At 41.3% G+C, this 17713-nt stretch carries 13 protein-coding genes; 10 read left to right on the top strand and 3 right to left on the bottom strand.

Going from position 1 to position 17713, the window contains the following annotated elements; genetic code table 11:
* Positions 1-4: 4 nt before the first annotated feature.
* On the bottom strand, positions 5-1723 hold the full coding sequence (locus tag BBEV_RS07535) for an IS1182 family transposase (RefSeq protein ID WP_232318307.1): 1719 nt from the start codon (positions 1721-1723) through the stop codon (positions 5-7).
* A 311-nt stretch (positions 1724-2034) separates the two neighbouring features.
* The gene (fdhF, locus tag BBEV_RS07540) at positions 2035-4086 is read right to left on the bottom strand and encodes a formate dehydrogenase subunit alpha (RefSeq protein WP_232318278.1); all 2052 of its coding nucleotides are present in this window, start codon (positions 4084-4086) and stop codon (positions 2035-2037) included.
* Between the two features lie 194 nt (positions 4087-4280).
* Here fdhF and BBEV_RS07550 point away from each other — a divergent pair, with 194 nt between their 5' ends.
* The 8 genes from BBEV_RS07550 to BBEV_RS07590 all read left to right on the top strand — a co-directional run bounded on the left by BBEV_RS07550 (position 4281) and on the right by BBEV_RS07590 (position 13935).
* Positions 4281-5135: a patatin-like phospholipase family protein gene (locus tag BBEV_RS07550; protein ID WP_084007287.1), complete on the top strand. Its 855-nt coding sequence runs from the start codon at positions 4281-4283 to the stop codon at positions 5133-5135.
* 32 nt (positions 5136-5167) lie between these two features.
* Entirely contained in the window at positions 5168-5593 is a 426-nt protein-coding gene (locus BBEV_RS07555) for a hypothetical protein (protein WP_069364913.1), read from the top strand.
* A gap of 31 nt (positions 5594-5624) precedes the next feature.
* Positions 5625-6821: an MFS transporter gene (locus tag BBEV_RS07560; protein WP_157100938.1), complete on the top strand. Its 1197-nt coding sequence runs from the start codon at positions 5625-5627 to the stop codon at positions 6819-6821.
* 342 nt (positions 6822-7163) lie between these two features.
* Positions 7164-8420, top strand: coding sequence for an L-lactate MFS transporter (locus tag BBEV_RS07570; protein ID WP_069364915.1), 1257 nt, complete (start codon positions 7164-7166; stop codon positions 8418-8420).
* A 174-nt stretch (positions 8421-8594) separates the two neighbouring features.
* A complete protein-coding gene (locus BBEV_RS07575; protein ID WP_232318308.1) occupies positions 8595-9119 on the top strand; it encodes a DUF420 domain-containing protein in 525 nt (174 codons plus the stop codon).
* Positions 9120-9385: 266 nt separating this feature from the next.
* A complete protein-coding gene (gene pgmB, locus BBEV_RS07580; RefSeq protein ID WP_069364917.1) occupies positions 9386-10036 on the top strand; it encodes a beta-phosphoglucomutase in 651 nt (216 codons plus the stop codon).
* 73 nt (positions 10037-10109) lie between these two features.
* Entirely contained in the window at positions 10110-12410 is a 2301-nt protein-coding gene (locus BBEV_RS07585; RefSeq protein ID WP_069364918.1) for a glycoside hydrolase family 65 protein, read from the top strand.
* A gap of 94 nt (positions 12411-12504) precedes the next feature.
* The gene (locus tag BBEV_RS07590) at positions 12505-13935 is read left to right on the top strand and encodes an aldehyde dehydrogenase family protein (protein WP_069364919.1); all 1431 of its coding nucleotides are present in this window, start codon (positions 12505-12507) and stop codon (positions 13933-13935) included.
* Positions 13936-14201: 266 nt separating this feature from the next.
* Here BBEV_RS07590 and acsA read toward each other — a convergent pair whose 3' ends face one another.
* Complete coding sequence (gene acsA / locus BBEV_RS07595; protein WP_069364920.1) at positions 14202-15914, bottom strand: acetate--CoA ligase; 1713 nt, start codon at positions 15912-15914, stop codon at positions 14202-14204.
* Between the two features lie 177 nt (positions 15915-16091).
* Between acsA and BBEV_RS17375 the strand changes: the two genes are divergently transcribed.
* Together BBEV_RS17375 and fumC are read left to right on the top strand one after the other, a co-directional pair.
* Positions 16092-16250 (top strand): hypothetical protein, encoded by a 159-nt coding sequence (locus tag BBEV_RS17375; RefSeq protein ID WP_157100939.1) that lies wholly within the window; start codon positions 16092-16094, stop codon positions 16248-16250.
* A gap of 58 nt (positions 16251-16308) precedes the next feature.
* Complete coding sequence (gene fumC, locus BBEV_RS07600; RefSeq protein WP_069364921.1) at positions 16309-17697, top strand: class II fumarate hydratase; 1389 nt, start codon at positions 16309-16311, stop codon at positions 17695-17697.
* Positions 17698-17713: the final 16 nt, after the last annotated feature.

The raw sequence follows: 17713 nt of genomic DNA on the forward strand, positions 1-17713 counted from the left end.
GAAATCAATTTAAAATGATTGAGATAAATTCAGTCGAATATAAAGAAAGTAAAAGAGGCTGGGACAAAAAGCCTTGAATGATCAAAATACGCTTCCGATTATCATAAATTGATAGTCGGAAGCGTTTTGTCTGTTGATACAAATATAAAAAACAGTATAACGCAGTGTACTTTCTCAAGTTCACTGCCATGAGTGCAAAACCCATTTCTTTTTTCACTTTGTCTTTGCCTCTCACCGACATTCTGGTGAAATGCAAATTGGCCTTCAGAAATCCAAAAACTGGTTCGACATCGACTTTACGTCTGCCATAAATCGCGCCAGTTTCTTCTTCCAAAAGCAGTTGACGAATATGCTCTTTTTGCAGCTCCCATTTTTCATTGTAATAAACCTTACGGTTTTTGCCTTCTTTCGCTTTTGTGCAACTGGCCCGTAAGGGACAGCCCGTGCAGTCTTCACTTTCATAGACCTTGAATGTTCGTTCGAATCCTGCGCGATCGGTTCGTTTGGATACATAGCGAAAGGTGACTTTTTTGCCGTTTGGACAGAGAAAATAGTCTTGATCCTGATTGTAATTCCAATTCATCACATGGTAGCGATCGGTTTTGAATGACCGTTTCTTTTCTTTTCGGTACATACTATACGTGATCAGTGGTGTGCTTGATAGACGGTTCAAAAAAATATCCTCATAATTTTGTTCGCTTCCGTATCCGGCGTCCCCAACAATATAGTCAGGCAGTGAAAAGTACCGTCTCTCGATGGTATCCAGAAATGGAATCAGGGTTCGTGTGTCAGTCGGATTTGGATAGATGTCATAAGCGAGCGTATATTGTCCTTCCGTTGCAATCTGGAGATTGTAACCGGCTTTCAGTTGGCCATTTTTCATATAGTCATCTTTCATTCTCATAAACGTGGCATCATGATCGGTTTTCGAGTAACTGTTACGATCACCCAGGATCGCGAGATCCTTCTCATAACGTGCTTTACGTTCGATGAAATCCTGAAATTTTTTACGCTTTTCTTTCGGCTTTTTCCGCTCTGATCTCAGTCTTTTTCTTTCCTTCGCATCATCATTCTCTTCGATTTGCTTGTCGTAATCCTGAACGGTCTGGTCCAACTCTTCATGAACTTTATTCAGCTCATCATCCGTTAAGGCTTCCTGATCTTCCAGTTCAATCGCAGGAATGATTTCCTGTTCAATCAGTTCATCATAGATCGCATTTGATTTCGTAACGATATCATGATGATACCGTTGCACGGATTTTTTCCATACGAACGTGAATTTATTCGCGTTGGCTTCGATCTTTGTACCATCAATAAAAATTGCTTCGTTATCAATTGCTTCTTCCTGAACCAGTCGGCTTCTGAATTGCACAAAACACTGACGTAAGAGCTCTTCAACGTCGGGATGTACTCTGAATCGATTGATCGTCCGGTAGGTCGGCGCGTGTCCTTGTGCCAGCCACATCATTCGAATACTGTCCTGCAATAAGGCTTCAATTTTCCGTCCAGAAAAAGTCGATTGAGTATACGCACAGAGAATCACCTTCATCATCATTTTCGGATGATAAGAAGGGCGACCCTGACTTTTATAAAAAGCTTCAAAAGCTTCTTCAGGTATCGATTCAACCAGGTCATTCACTGCAAAAGCGACATCATTTTTTTGTAATTGAAGCGATAAATCCATCGGCAAAACGAGCTGATTCATGTTATAATCGAGAAACATAAGGATACCTCCGGTTTTGTTATGACTTGGTCGTTCTAACTTAATCCGAAGGTATCCTTTTTTTATGTAAAAATCAAGACCTGACGGTCTTTCAATGCAGTTGATTGTCAAAAATACATGAGACGCCTGCGGGAAAAGCAAGAGCTGAAGATCCACCGGCGGTGGTTTTCCGACGGTTAGCTGAAGCCTTGCCCGCGGCAAGCGATTGTATTTTTGCACAATCAACCCTTCTATACAGAAAACCCACACCGTTTGGTGTGGGCCTCTTTATTTACTGGGTTTTGTCCCAGCCTCTTTTAATGATGGAGGCGTTACAATTTTTCTATTTTCACTGCACACGCTTTGTATTCTGCAGTCCCGGAGATCGGATCAAATTCATTAATCGTCAATACGTTCGTTGGTACTTCTTTCCAATGAAAACTCATAAAGACGAGCTTCTCTTGAACTTCTTCGGTGATTCGTGCTTTCACTTTTACAGCTCCTCTTCTTGAAGAAACCGTGACATATTCACCTTCAGAAATATTCATCCGTTCTGCATCGGACGGATGCATATCCACCGTTTCCTCGGTATGTTTCCGTTTAAGTGAATCCGGATAATACCGGGTTTGGGTATTCGTATTATAAGGTTCGTAACGTCTGCCAGTAGTCAATGTCAATGGATAGTCGGAATCGGGTAATTCAACTGGTTCTGTATATATAACAGGTGTAAATGGTGCAGGCTCTCTGCCCTCATGATGAAATTCCTGATGCAACAGGGCCGTACCTGGATGGTCTTCGGAAGGGCAAGGGTACTGTAATGTCTGCCCGTTTGTCAGCCTGTTATAGTTCATACCACCAAACATATGCGGAGCAACCTCACGTACTTCATTCCAAATGTCCTCTGATTGTTTATAATGAAGTGGGTAGTCCATTTGTGTTGCGAGCTTTGATAGAATTTCCCAATCGTCCCATGCTTCACCTGGCGCCTCAACGGCAGGATTAACCTTTTGAACCCGTCGATCTGTGTTTGTATAAGTTCCCTCGACTTCAGCCCAGCCCTTTGCAGGAAGGACAACGTCTGCAAGTTCTGCTGTTTCTGTCAAAAACAGATCTTGAACGATCAGGAAATCAAGATTTTTAAACAATTCAGTAGTGTGATTCCGATGGACATCAGCAACAATTGGATTTTCTCCAATCACATACAGAGATTTCATCTCCCCGGTTTCCATTCGCTCGAGCATACCGGTTTGTGTTTGGCCGACATTCGGGTTTAATGGGACCCCCCAGGATCTTTCTAGTTGATTGCGGAACGCTTCATTATCAACTGGCACAGCTCCAGGGAGCATATTCGGCAAACAGCCCATATCACCAGCACCTTGAACATTATTTTGCCCTCTCAGCGGCATAATACCTGTTCCTTCACGTCCGATATGGCCGGTCAATAACACAAGATTGGCGATATCAAAAACATTATTTACCCCGCAATGATGTTCTGTGATTCCAAGTGTATAAGCGATCATCGAACGGTCCGCAGTGGCAAACATTCTTGCTGCTGAAGTGATCTCTTCTGGTTTCAGTCCAGTGATGGAGGCTGTTTTTTCAAGTGTGTATTCACTCACTCGGTCGTATAGGCTGTCGAAGTTTACTGCATTTTTTGCAACAAATGATTTATTGTATATGCCTTCATCAATCATGACTTTCATCATACCGTTCATCAAGGCAATATCCGAACCGACTTTGATCTGCAAATGATGGTCTGCAAATTTAGTCATAGCAATTTTCCGAGGATCCACAACAATGATTTTCAACCCTTTTTTAACAGCTTTTTTCATTCGGTTGGCAATAATCGGGTGGGCTTCAGATGTATTCGACCCCATCAACAGCAGTACATCGGATTTTTCAACGTCCATAATCGAACTCGTCGGTGCACCATTTCCAAATACAGTCGCCAGACCGGCGACGGATGGAGCGTGTCAAGTCCTGTTACAGCCGTCGATATTATTTGTTCCCATTACAGCACGAGTGAATTTTTGAGTGACGTAATTCGTTTCATTGGTCGCTCTTGCACAGGCAAACATCGAGAAGGCATCAGGACCAAAAGTGGTTTTAATGTCAGTTAATTTTTCAGCAATATACGTCAATGTTTCATCCCAAGTCGATTCTGTCAAAACTCCTTCTTTTCGGATCAACGGCTTCTTCAGGCGATCTTCCGAATGAATGTAGTGATATCCTAAAGATCCCTTAATGCACGTTTGGCCTTCGTTAACCGGTGCATTTTTATTCCCTTTGATTTTAACGATTCGGTTATCTTCTACCTCAACGAGCAAACCGCAGCCTGTTCCACAATAGGCACAGGTGGTTTCAACTGTTTTCACATTTGTCATGTTGTACACCCTTTCTATTTGATATGAATACGTTCATTTTACCATGCATTCTAAGCGCTTACAGAAAGAGAAGGGAACATTTGATGACAATTTCAATATGGATATTCATAATTATAATTCCGTAATAGTCATCTCGAAACGTTTGTAAGAACGCAAATGATTCGGTAAAATGGTCGAAGAAGGAGTGGAATATAGTGAATCAAACAGGACTGGTACTCGAAGGTGGCGGATTAAGAGGAGTTTATACTGCGGGTATACTGGAGTATTTTTTAAAGAGCGGACTGTCATTCCCTTCGGTGGTCGGTGTTTCCGCAGGTGCATGCAATGCATCCTCTTATATATCCAGACAGGAAAAAAGAAATTATGCGGTTACAGTGGGATATGCTGGACATCCGGATTACATATCATTCAAACGATTCTTCAGTCATGGGGAACTGTTTAATATGGACTTGATATTTGATAAGATTCCGCATCAAGAGCACCCGTTTGACTATGATCGCTTTTACAACAGTGATCAGTTATTATATACAGGGGTTACCGACTGTGTGACTGGAGAGACTGTTTATTATGAGAAAAATGAAGTAAAAGGAGATATCATAACCATTTTAAGGGCATCCTCATCATTGCCTATGATTGCTCCGATCGTTCGTTATGATGGCAGAGATTATTTGGACGGGGGAATATCAGATCCTATTCCGATAAATCAATCCATTAAAACGGGAAACCAAAAACACGTCATAGTCCTCACCCAGGAAAAAGGATATCAAAAGCAGCAGACCAAAAGGGGAATGCTCTATTTTTCAAGGAAATACCGTGATTATCCAGGCCTTGTAGATGTAGTTAAAAGACGTTACCAAATCTATAACGGGCTTTTAAGACAGGTCGAACGCATGGAGGAAGAAGGTAGCGCATTTGTTTTCAGGCCGGATAATCTTCAAGGAGTTAAGCGCCTTGAAAAAGATGCCGCTAAATTGGATGAATTGTATCAGCATGGGATGGAACATGCTAAAGCCCGAAGTGAAGAATTACAGCGTTTTATTAACTCGTGAACCGGTTTATTTCTGAGAGATGGGGACTTATAATGAATCGACCTAAAAGTTACAGACTGCTTCTTGTTGTTTTATTTATCGTGTTTGTCAGTATGATTTCAAGATCCATTCTTTATCTCGTTATATCCATGACGGTAGCTGTAATTATTATTTTTCTGCTGAGTAAGGACATGAAATCAAAAACAAGTGATCGATCTGACGATCGAAGGAGTCCAAACACTTCAGCTGAAACCTATCAAGATACGATAGATAAAGGAATATTTCCTATGGCGCTTACGCTTTTGGGAGCCGTTGCAATTTTTTATGGCTTTTCCGGCATTTTCACGACTGAAAGCCTGTTTCATGCGACAGATCTGATGACAAACGATGTTTTTGTGCAATACTTTTTCTTTATTTTGGGATTAACTTTATTTATTTATGGATCAAGCCTTATGCTAAAACGATATTTGTCAAAATAATCGAACCCTGTCCTGGAAAGCGAGCGAAACGATGGCCTTAAAACGAAACCTCTCTATCATGTGGACAGCTAATTTTTTTGTCGCAGCAAGTGCAACAATGGTGCTTCCGTTTTTATCTCTTTATATCGAATCGTTCGGAACATACTCTGATGCATTTGTTCAGCGCTGGAGTGGCATAATTTTCGGAGTGACCTTCCTGGTCGCTTTTTTCGTATCGCCTTTTTGGGGAAGGTTTGGTGATCGATTTGGGCGAAAGAAAATTCTGCTGATCACAGGATTTGGTATTGCATTTTCAATTGTGATGATGAGCTTTGTTTCTTCCGTATGGGAATTGTTCATTTTAAGATTGTTTATGGGCGTAGTAACTGGATTTATACCGACTTCGATTGCCTTGATATCTGCTATAACCCCAAAAGAAGAGGCGGGAAAAATATTAGGAACATTGCAAATGGGTACCGTTTCAGGTGGACTCATCGGACCACTTCTGGGTGGATTGCTTGCAGATGCGTTCGGTTTTACCTATACTTTTTTGATAACAGGTATTGTAATTATACTGGCGACGATCCTCGTTTGGGTTGGTATTGATGAAAAAGTAAAGGGCTTGACTAAACAAGAACAACAAGAGCAGCAGGAATCGATGGTTCAAGTCATAATGGGAATCATTCGTCATCCGGTCCTGCTGGGAACCATGCTGATTTCTTTAATGGTGCAATTAGGTAATTTCTCAATCCAACCTCAATTGGCTCTTTATACAGCAGATCTTGTTGACACGAATCAAATTGCTTTTCTTGCAGGTCTGGCATTTTCAGTAACGGGTTTGGGGAATTTTATTTCCACTCGTTTTTGGGGTATTCAGGGAGATCGTTTTGGACATCATTGGATTTTATTGATTACACTGGTTCTTGCTGGATTATTTTTCATTCCGCAAGGCTATGTATCATCGATTGAAATGCTGATCGTTTTCAGGTTTCTCTTCGGCATTGCACTCGGGGGAATTATTCCATGTGTGACGGCTTACATCAGACAAGTTGTACCCATTCACCGGCAAGGAGAAGTTCTCGGTTACAACCAAAGCTTTCGCTTTCTCGGGAATGTAATTGGTCCGGTTATGGGAGGATTGATTGCTGGCAGTTTTGGAATCAGTACAGTATTTACTGTTTCAGGTATACTTTTTTTCGTGACGGCAACCGGCTTCTTTTGGGTTGTTCGAGTCAAGTCGACATCATAAATTTAGAAGCTGCGTGAAAACCGAGGAAAGGAATGAATTTTGTGGTACTAACAGCGAAAGAAAAAAAAATGTTATTGAAACTTTTAAAAAAAGAGCGTCGAAAAAGGTTGATTACGAAAAATAACCGACGTGATATTGATAATTTGATTAATAATTTCGAACAGAATATTAGAAATGAGAAAGTTAACGAAACAAAACCATCTAAGCTCTGATTAATCGTTCATAAATTTGTAATAAGATTTCGTAATTTTTGTGAATTATTGATCATAAATTCCACCTTAATCTTTGAATAGTGTACATTGAATATAGATTATTGAATGAATTGAAGGGTGGCTTTTGATTATGAAAACAAAAAATCGTTGGCTGATTGCGTTGTCTGCAGTCGCTATCCATTTATCTATCGGTTCGGCTTACGCATACAGCGTATTCCAACTACCAATTGCAAATGAACTGGGGTGGGCAACATCGCAGGTTTCTCTTGCTTTTACAATTGCAATCTTTTTTCTTGGAATTTCCGCAGCCTTTTTCGGGCCGTTTGTTGAAAAACGTGGCCCCCGTGCAGCAGCCAGTCTTGCAGCTGTATTGTTCTCCTCCGGGCTCTTGATCTCAGGTGTTTCGATCATGCTCGAATCACTGCCATTATTCCTGCTCGGATACGGTGCAATTGGCGGTATGGGTCTTGGCCTTGGCTATATTTCACCGGTATCCACATTAGTGAAATGGTTTCCCGACAGGCGGGGACTCGCAACAGGTATGGCAGTATTCGGTTTCGGTGCAGGTGCGCTTTTAGCAGGGCCTGTCGCTGCAAGTTTAATTAATATGATCGGTATTGCCAACACGTTCTTTACTCTTGGTGTGACATTCTTCGTGTTAATGATTTCGGGTGCATTATATATTGCCAGACCGCCCGAAGGATGGCAGCCTGCTTCTATGATCGAATCCGCATCAGGTCCGGCAAAAAAGAAAATGAAAGAAGATCTTGCGCAATTAACGGCGAAAGAGGCTAGGAAAACAGCGCGTTTCTGGATGCTGTGGCTCATGATGTTCATTAATATCACAGTAGGGATCATGATTATTTCCGTTGCATCTCCAATGGCACAGGAGAAAGTCGGTATGTCAATAATTGCTGCTGGAACAATGGTTGGTATAATGGGCTTATTTAATGGCGGCGGCCGAATTGTATGGGCCACTGCATCTGATTATATTGGAAGACAACGAATATTTGCCATTTTTTTCGGGGTCCAATTTGCAGCGTTTATGATCTTACCTTCTATAACCAACGTAATCGTGTTTCAAATATTGATTTTCCTTGTCATTTCCATGTACGGTGGCGGTTTCGCCTCTTTACCGGCTTTTATCGGAGATCTCTTCGGTACAAAAGAACTTGGCGCAATACACGGACTGCTGCTCACTTCCTGGTCAATGGCTGGTGTGGTGGGTCCGATGACGGTTTCATACATCAGAGAATCAACTGGAACGTATGACTCAGTCTTTTATATCTTCTCGGTACTTTTGCTTGTGGCATTCGTAACATCTATTCTAATGATAAAGAATATCAATAAAGTAAAAGCGGCTAAAAAAAACGCTGAAGCAGCATGAGAGATTTTAACAGAGGCTTAGCGCCGGGGGTTATACCTCGGCGTTTTTTCATGTTTGTTTCTTATTCTTTATCGTTGCTGTGACTATCGTGTATAATGTAGTCGTCTAACTACACCTAATAAAAACCCTGTCTCTTAAACAGGCCTGGAAGGAATTTTGATTATGTGGAAAAGTATGGTGAATCATCACGTAAAAACTGTTGTAATTTTATCGATTATTCTTAATGGCGCAATTATCGTACTTTCGGGGATTCCTGGATACCAGGGTACTCTACCGGCTTTTGTTACCTATTTACCGATGATGAACGCAATTTTTAATACATTTACGTTTCTCTTTTTGACTGGAGCATTGATCAGTATTTTGAGAGGAAATGAACGCCTTCATCAACGTTTTATTTATGGAGCATTTACCACAACAGCATTATTTCTCATTTCGTATGTTGTATTTCATTTTATGGCTGAGTCTACACCTTATGGTGGCACCGGCTTCTCAGCGATCAGTTATTATATCATATTGATTTCACATATTATTCTCGCTGCTGCCATTGTCCCTTTGGCATTAATGAGTTTTTTCACGGGATACAAAGGACTCAGGGACCGTCACAAAAAATGGGTCAGATGGACAATGCCACTTTGGCTCTATGTCAGTGCAACCGGTGTGATCGTGTACTTGATGATTTCTCCTTATTATTCATTTTAAGGATTTGCTCTGTGATTCAAGTTTGCCAGGCGTGGACGTCCAGAGCAAGCGGCCGCCGTAAGCGATTGAATAATAACAATAAACTTTAACAGAGATGCTCATGCTAGATGATTTAACACCTATCCGAATAATGTGTAAACTTATTTTCTCGGTAGCTAAAGGTTTAGGCAATATGACGAAGATTCTAATTATTACGGAAAACCGCTTTCTTTTTATAGTTCATTAGGCTAAAATGATAGTGGATACCATGTTGAGGAGGTAATTTAATGAGCAAACTTGAAGCCGTTTTATTTGATTTAGACGGTGTTATTGTTGACACGGCAAAACATCATTACAGAGCATGGAAAGAGTTGGCAAACGAGTTGGGTTTTGATTTTACCGAAGAAGATAACGAACGTTTAAAAGGTGTCAGCAGGGTGGAATCGCTGAATATCTTGTTGGAGATTGGCCAAGTGGAAAAAACAGAAAAAGAAAAAGAAGAATTGGCAGCTCGAAAAAATCAGCGCTATGTTGAGGCAATCTCAACAATGGATGAATCTGAAATTCTTCCAGGAGTAATTGACTTTTTACAAGAATTAAAAAATGAGAATGTTCCATTTGCATTGGGCTCTGCAAGTAAAAATGCGCCTGCAATATTAAAACATATCAAGTTATTTGATGCATTTGATGCAATTGTGGATGGCAACAGCATTGCAAAGGCAAAGCCTGATCCTGAAGTATTTCTGCAAGGAGCAGATAAGCTTGGTGCAAATTATGAAAACTGTGTTGTCTTTGAAGATGCACAATCAGGGATAGAAGCAGGTAAAGCTGCAGGCATGTATGTTGTTGGAGTAGGAAGTGCTGATGTACTTAAAGGGGCAGATGATTACATTACACATATGACTGAGATGAATGTAGAACGTATAAGACGAAAATAATTTTTTTTACAAGGTAGTGCAACCGATTGCGCCTATCTGTGCAAAATCACCTTATCCTAGGGAGGAATTTGAAATGAAACCTTATTTAAAAGAAGATGAATGGTCGATTATTGAAGAAGGATTTGATCAGGAGAAGCACGAAATTTCAGAGAGTGTTTTCAGTATTGGTAACGGCCATATGGGGCAACGAGCCAATTTTGAAGAAACGTATTCCGGAGAAACTTTACAAGGGAGTTATATGGCAGGGGTTTACTATCCTGATAAAACGAGGGTAGGCTGGTGGAAGAACGGTTATCCTGAGTATTTTGCTAAAGTTTTGAATGCTACGAATTGGATCGGCCTTCAAATCCTGATTGATGATGTAGAATTAGATTTGAACAACGCCAAGGTATCAAATTTTGTTCGGGAATTGAACATGAAAGAAGGCTATTTACAAAGAACGTTTACAGCAGAACTGACTAATGGTCATCAGATTTCTGTTCAGGCCACACGCTTTGTAAGTGTCGCAATGAAAGAAATCGGGGCAATTGAATATCAGATTACACCGCTTAATTTTGATGGTCATCTGAAAGTTGTTTCTTATCTTGATGGCGATATTATGAATAAGGATGCCAATTATGATGAAACATTCTGGGATCAGGTATCAGAATCGGCAGAAGGAGCCCGGGCATCAGTCACTGTGAAAACTAAAAAATTGGATTTTGTTTATAGCTCAATGAAAGAAACTCACGTTTTCCATGGTGAAGATTCAATACAAGCATCCTCAAGTGATACAAAACCTAAATACGCTGAAAGTTCTTTTGCTGCTCCTCTTACTAAGGGAACAGCGACCACAATTTATAAATATGCTGCAAATGTAACAAATCGCGATCATGATAAAAATGATTTGTTGGATGCGGCAAGAACAGTTCTTGATAAGGCAATTCATAAAGGATTTTCTGATTTGAAAACGGACCAAGCTAAAGTCTGGTCGGAAAAGTGGCAGGACAGTGATATCGTTATTGAAGGCGATATATCTGCACAGCAAGGTATTCGATTTAATATCTTTCAAATGAATCAAACCTATACAGGTGAGGATGCACGGTTAAACATAGGGCCTAAAGGCTTCACAGGTGAAAAGTACGGGGGAAGCACGTATTGGGATACTGAAGCTTACTGTCTGCCATTTTATTTGGCAACAGCAGATCAGCGTATACCTCGAAATCTGCTTGTATACCGTCACAATCATCTGGAAAAAGCGAAAGAGAATGCCGGTAAACTAGGCTTTACCAAAGGTGCCCTATATCCGATGGTTACAATGAATGGTGAAGAGTCTCATAACGAATGGGAGATTACCTTTGAGGAGATTCATCGTAATGGTGCAATTGCCTACGCCATCTATAACTATGTCAACTACACTGGAGATAAATCCTATCTAGGCGAACTGGGAATTGAAGTGCTTGTGGAAATTTCAAGGTTTTGGGAAGATCGCGTACACTTCGTCCCAGACAAAGGTGTCTATATGATGCATGGTGTCACAGGTCCGAATGAATATGAGAATAATGTGAATAACAATTGGTATACAAACCGGATTGCAACCTGGACGTTGGAATACACGTTATATGCACTGGATTATCTTAAAGATACGGATGAATCCCTTCACCAGAAATGGTTGAATGACCTTCAACTCAAAGGTGAAGAGACGGCAAAATGGGTTGAAATCATTGATAAAATGTACTACCCGGAAGATCAAGACCGTGGCGTATTTTTGCAGGCTGATAATTTTGAAGACAAAGAGATCATGTCCGTGACTGATTTAAATAGTAAGCATTTACCATTAAATCAAAACTGGTCTTGGGATCGGATCCTTCGGTCGTGTTTTATTAAACAGGCAGATGTTCTTCAGGGAATGTACTTTTTGAACCATGAATTTGACATTGAAACAAAGAAACGAAACTTCGATTTTTATGAACCAATGACCGTTCATGAATCTTCTCTTTCTCCATGTGTGCATGCCATACTTGCATGTGAACTAGGATATAAAGAAAAAGCGTATGAAATGTATTTAAGAACTGCGCGTCTGGATTTGGACAACTATAATAATGACACGGAGGATGGCTGTCACATTACGAGCATGGCAGGAACTTGGATGTCAGTGGTTGAAGGTTTCGGAGGTATGAAAGTTCGAAACGATCAGCTGATTTTAAATCCGTTCATTCCAGGGCAGTGGCATTCATTCTCATTCAAGGTTGTTTTCCGCGGCAGCAGACTGTTGATTCGCGTGACGCAGGACACCGTTGAAGTGATAAATGAAACCAAGCAGGAAGTTGATGTCGTAATCCACGGTGAAACATATCGCATAAATGCAAATGGTATTCTCCAACTGAATCATTGATCTGTTGACCGCCACGCTCAATCGAGTGTGGCGGTTTTTCTTTGGAACTGGGGGGGTAATGGAAATGAAGAAGGTCTTATAAAGAGGTGATCAGATGAAATCTTATCCATTGTTTATAAATGGGAAATGGCAGGATGCTGAGCAGTATGATTTCGTGTATAATCCGCATGATCAAGGAGCGATTGCCCGAGTTCCTTTGGCTAATAAAGAGGAAATGCACTTGGCCATTTCTGCAGCGGTGCACGCACAGAAAAAATTTTCGAGCATGCCTGCAAACAAAAGAAGTGACATCTTAATGAATGCTGCGATTTTACTGCAGGAACAGCGTGAGACGGCGGCGCGACTAGTTTCAATTGAAGCAGGCAAACCGATAAAAGATGCACGAAAAGAAATTGCACGAACCGTTATGACTTATACCCTATCTGCTGAGGAAGCAAGACGGTTGCCCGGAGAATTCATCAATATGGATGCAGTGCCAGGAGGCGAGGGGAAGACCGGGTATGTAAAACGACAGGCAATTGGAACTGTTGGAGCCATCACACCTTTTAATTTCCCATTTAATCTTGTTGCACATAAAATAGGCCCAGCTTTAGCTGCAGGTAATTCTGTCGTTTTGAAACCAGCGGAACAAACCCCTCTCAGTGCTTATTATATAGCAGACATTTTTTATAAAGCCGGTCTGCCAGATGGTGTTTTAAATGTGGTGAGTGGTCCAGGAAGTAGCCTGGGAAAACAGCTTGCGGAGGACCCGAGGGTGCAGGCCATTTCATTCACCGGAAGCACTGATACAGGAAAGAGACTGGAGTCATCTGCGATAGGAAAGAAGCTTCAAATGGAACTTGGGTCCAATGCAGCAGTCATCGTAGGTGATGATGCTGACATTGAACGTATAGCTTCTTCACTTGTTCGAGGGGCTTTCGGTTTTCAGGGGCAGGTATGTATATCGGTCCAAAGAATCTATGCTCATCGAAAAATTTATAAATCACTGCTGAGCGAAATGAGAAGAAAAACAGAGGAAATCGGCATCGGTTCCCCGCTGGATGAAGCGAACGATCTATCAAGTTTAATAACCCCTGAAGCAGCGGATCGTGTATTGAGTTGGGTAGAAGAAGCGGTGGATCATGGTGCAAAGGCAATCACGGATATCAAACGGGAAGGAGCAATCATTCATCCCGTCATTCTGACAAACACTACACCTGAGATGAAGGTGAATGCTGAGGAAGTCTTTGGACCAGTCGTTACAGTGGAACCTTTTGACGAATGGGAAGAAGCCGTAATAGGAGTCAATCATTCCCGCTATGGTCTTCAAGCTGGCATATTTACGAATAATCTTCATGAAGCTTTTGAAGCGGCGGATCAAATTGAGACAGGAGGTGTTCATATAAATGATGTGCCCACATTACGTTTGGATCATTTCCCTTATGGAGGAATGAAAGATAGCGGATCTGGTAGAGAGGGTGTGAAATATGCAGTAGAGTTTCTGACAAAGCAAAAGCTGATTTCATTTCAAAGCCCTTTTTATTAAGTGTGGTTAAGAGACATACCTCTATTAGTGAATGTATTCTTAGTTGTTTTCAATCGCTATCGTCAGACCGTGAACAAGAGATTAATAATTGCACGGCGAACCATTGATTCGTCGTTTTAATTGTCTGAAGGTCATATCCCTATGGAGTCATAACACTTCGCTCTCGAATTATAGACTGAGACAATCATTAACTGGCTTAAACAAAGCCAGATAAAACGACCGGTGTGAGAGGATTATCTCAATTCACCGGTCGTTTTTAATGTCACTTAATCGTCCATGGTGGAAAGATCTCCTGCAGGTTCATCCAATTCCCAAGCTTTTAAAACCCTGCGCATAATTTTACCACTTCTTGTTTTTGGTAATTGTTTTTTGAATTCGATTTCTCTTGGCACAGCATGAGCCGAGAGTTCAGATTTAATAAACGTCTGTATTTCTGTTTTCAATTCATCTGTAAACGTATAACCATCATTTAGAGAGATAAAGGCCTTAATGATTTCCCCTCTAAGTTCGTCCGGTTTACCAATCACACCGGCCTCGGCAACAGCAGGGTGCTCAACGAGTTTGCTTTCAATTTCAAACGGTCCAACCCGCTCACCCGCAGTATTAATGACATCATCATTTCGTCCTTGGAACCAGAAATATCCTTCTTCATCGCGGTATGCTGTATCACCTGATACATACCAACCTTTGAAGTAAAAATAATCTTTAAATTTCGCTTCATTTTTCCATATGCTTCTCATTTGTGAAGGCCAACCGGATTTAATAGCCAGATGTCCCATTTCATGAGGAGGCATTTCATTGCCCTGGTTATCAAGAATCGCCGCTTTAATTCCAGGGATAGGTTTTCCCATGGAGCCTGGTTTAATGGGTTCAGACGGATAGTTGCAAATCAGCATAGCACCTGTCTCAGTCATCCACCACGTATCATGAATCCGGTGTCCATAAGCTTCCATTCCCCAGCGGACAACTTCTGGATTTAATGGCTCGCCTACACTTAAAACGTGACGAAGAGAGCTGATGTCCGCATTCTCCAGTGCGTGTTTCGGAGCGGACATCAACATGCGAAAGGCAGTGGGAGCTGAATACCAAACGGTTACACCATGTTGTTCAATTGTCCCATACCAGTCTTCAGGAGAGAAACGACCACCTCGCACGACATTCGTCACACCGTTCAGCCACGGACCGAAAATGCCATAACTGGTTCCTGTCACCCACCCGGGATCTGCAGTGCACCAGTAAATATCGTCTTCTTTCAGATCAAGAACCCACTTTGCCGTCTGATAATGTTGGATCATGGCATTATGAACGTGATAAACACCTTTCGGTTTTCCGGTTGAACCGGATGTGTAATGAAGTATCATACCATCTTCACGGTCCATCCATTCAATGGCATTTCCATCTGTTGGAGACGCTTTCATTTCATCATAAAATGAATAGAAGCGCTTATCCGGGTATTCGGATTCTCCAACAAGTACAATTTTTTTTAGATCAGGTAACTCATCGTAAGGAATGCGTTCAAGCAGTTCTGGCGTTGTGACGATCGAAACGGCTTCACTATCCTCGAGCCGAGCTCTTACTGCTTCTTTCATAAATGCTTCAAATAGAGGCCCCGCAACAGCTCCAGCTTTGATGATACCCAGAAGTGCAATGTACAGTTCAGGAGACCGAGGCATAAAAACAAAGACTCTGTCTCCTTTTTGAATGCCTATTTTTTTGAACATGTGTGCTGCCTGGTTGGTGCTTTTACGCAACTCTTCAAATGTGTGTGATTCATTTCGGTTCTTGTCAGAATACAGAAGGGCTGTTTGATCACCTTTGCCATCTGCTGCATGCCGATCGATACATTCATATGCAGCATTGACTTTCCCGGATTTGTACCAGGAGAATACTGGTTCCACATCTGACCAGGTAAAGGAATCTCTCATCTGTTCATAATTTTGGAGTTGATGATCACCCGCTGAGGGCATTAGTTTATCCATTTTGATACCTCCATGAGTTCACGAATTTGTCACATTTGTTTCTATCAATTATGATAGACCTATTTATTCGAAAATTCAAATAAAAAATTTACAATTTACTCCGCCGCGATTGAATCTACGGTTTTCGATTGATTTTTTTTGGTATCGTGGTACGCTGAATTTTAAGGAGTGATATGGATGTCTGAAATCATTATGTTGGTTGTACTGATTGTTGGCGGACTGCTTTTGTTTCGCATTATGGGAACAATCATCCGGTTCGTCATAACAGCAGGGCTCTTGGTAGTAATTTATATGGTCTTTACTGAATCAACTTCAGCTGCAAATTTATTGTTGTGATGTATAATGGACTGTGTAAGGGGTTTCACTACTAAAATTTTGGGAGGCGTGATGTACGATGAGTTATCGAATTGAAAAGGACACATTAGGTGAGATACAAGTGCCTGGAGAAAAATGGTGGGGAGCGCAAACTCAGCGAAGTTTGGAGAATTTTAAAATTGGAGAAGAACAGATGCCCAAGCAGGTTGTAGAGGCATTCTCTATTCTTAAAGAAGCTGCTGCAGCGGCAAACCAGAGGTTGGATAATATCGATCAGAGTAAAAGTCATATGATTCAGCGAGTTTGCCAGGAACTGCGTCAAGATCCTACATACGAGCATTTCCCATTGGTTGTCTGGCAAACTGGAAGTGGCACTCAATCCAATATGAATATGAATGAAGTTGTAGCACACCGGAGTAATCTGCTTTTTGAAGAGGAAGGAAGCGAAAAAAGAATTCATCCAAATGATGATGTGAATCGTTCGCAAAGTTCAAATGACACTTTTCCAACAGCGATGCATATTGCTGCAGTGAAAGAAGTAAATGAAAAGCTTCTGCCATCACTTAAGAGTCTTCGGAAAGTAATCGAAGAAAAAGCCAACGCCTTTGATCAAGTGATAAAAATTGGACGAACGCATCTTCAGGATGCAACGCCATTAACTTTAGGGCAGGAAATGAGCGGCTGGGCATTTATGCTGAAACGCTCGGAAGACATGATTGAACAATCATTGGAACAGCTCATTCATCTGGCAATCGGCGGAACGGCCGTTGGCACCGGTATAAATGCACATCCAGACTTTGGTGACTATACAGCGCAAGAGATTACGAAAATTACCGGCTACACCTTTAAGTCATCCGAAAATAAATTTCATGCGTTAACCAGTCATGATGAAATGGTCTATGCCCATGGTGCGTTAAAAGGACTTGCTGCAGATTTGATGAAAATTGCCAATGATGTACGTTGGTTGTCAAGCGGCCCGAGATCAGGTATCGGTGAACTGACTATTCCGGCAAACGAACCAGGTAGCTCAATTATGCCAGGGAAAGTTAATCCGACACAGTCTGAAGCACTCACCATGGTCACAGCCCAAGTGATGGGCAATGATGCAACGATTGGATTTGCTGCTTCTCAAGGGAATTTTGAATTAAATGTTTTCAAACCAGTAATCATCTACAACTTTCTTCAGTCAGCCGGTTTGTTGGCAGATGCAATGAATTCATTCAATGAAAAATGTGCAGTGGGTATCGAAGCCAACGAAGAAATTATTGCGGAGCATGTCAAAAATTCATTGATGCTTGTTACTGCACTGAATCCACATATTGGTTATGAGAAGGCGGCAACGATTGCTAAAACAGCATTTGCTAATCAATCAACACTCAAAGAAACAGCTGTTGAACTTGGATATTTAACAGCAGAGCAATTTGATGAATATATTGATTTGGAAAAAATGGTTCGACCAAAAGCATAACAGACAGGAGAGAAAA

The sequence above is a fragment of the Salisediminibacterium beveridgei genome, assembly GCF_001721685.1.
GTDB classification, from domain to species: Bacteria; Bacillota; Bacilli; order Bacillales; family Salisediminibacteriaceae; genus Salisediminibacterium; species Salisediminibacterium beveridgei.